Below are 1,088 nucleotides of genomic sequence, written 5' to 3' on the forward strand. Positions count from 1 at the left end.
CCAGATATGCTTGATACACGTGCATGAGGAGCAACATGCGCATACAGGTAATCAAAGCTCTCTGGGACCAAAGGCGAGCCGGTCGATAGTATGGCCTTTAGGCTTGTAAACGGGTGATCTTTGTTTGGTTTTAGGCCAAATTTTTCAGCCGCAGCAAAGTATTTTGCGCTTGCTCCGAATACTTCGATGTCTTCTGCTTTTGCCAGCGAAAACAAGCTGTCTTTTTCAGGGTGAAAAGGCGACCCATCATAGACCACTAAACTTGCTCCTAGGGCCAAACCGCTGATGTACCAATTCCACATCATCCAGCCGCAGGTAGTGAAATAAAATAGTTTTGTCCCTTCAACAACGTCACTGTGTAAGGAAAGCTCCTTGATGTGTTGAAGTAAGGTTCCGCCCACTCCATGAACAATGCATTTAGGCTTTCCAGTTGTGCCTGATGAATAAAGGATATAAAGCGGGTCGTTAAAATCGACTTCTTCAAAATGAAGTTCGATCTTGTCGTTACTCTTAATCGCATTAATCCAATCTAAGTGCTTAGCAGTAGTGAGTGTCAGGATATGGGATGTGTCGCGATCAATAGGGTTAAAACTAATGACTGCTTGAAGTGAGGGTAGGCTGTCAACGACAGTACTAATCTTGTCGGCAAGAGAAAGTACTTTTCCAGCATATATATACCCAGTGCATGTAATCAACAGTTTGGGTTCAATCTGACTAAAGCGGTCTAGTATTCCGCTTTCACCGAAATCAGGCGAGCAGGATGACCAAACTGCGCCTAGAGAGGCACATGCTAGCATCCCAATAATTGCGTGCTCACTATTGGTTGTAATCGCAGCAATGCGATCACCTTTCTGTATGCCATTGTCTTTGAATGTGGAGGCGAGGGCAGCAACTGCATCTTGAAGTTCTTTGTATGTATAAGAGCATTGTTTACCAAGCTCATTAAAGACTGTTATTGCTGTAAGGAGAGGGCTCGTTTTGGCATAACGCAGCATATTTTCAGCGAAATTAAGCCTAGCTTGGGGGAACCACCTTGCGCCGGGCATCTGCGTGATCTCGCTTACAATCTGAGCGCTACGACTCCCTAT

1 protein-coding gene is annotated in these 1,088 nt (G+C 45.0%); it reads right to left on the reverse strand.

What is annotated here, in order from left to right:
* Positions 1-995 (reverse strand): AMP-binding protein (locus A3762_RS03335; protein ID WP_197468993.1); only part of this gene is annotated, 995 nt, incomplete at its 3' end.
* Positions 996-1,088: the final 93 nt, after the last annotated feature.

The organism is Oleiphilus sp. HI0125, from assembly GCF_001635355.1.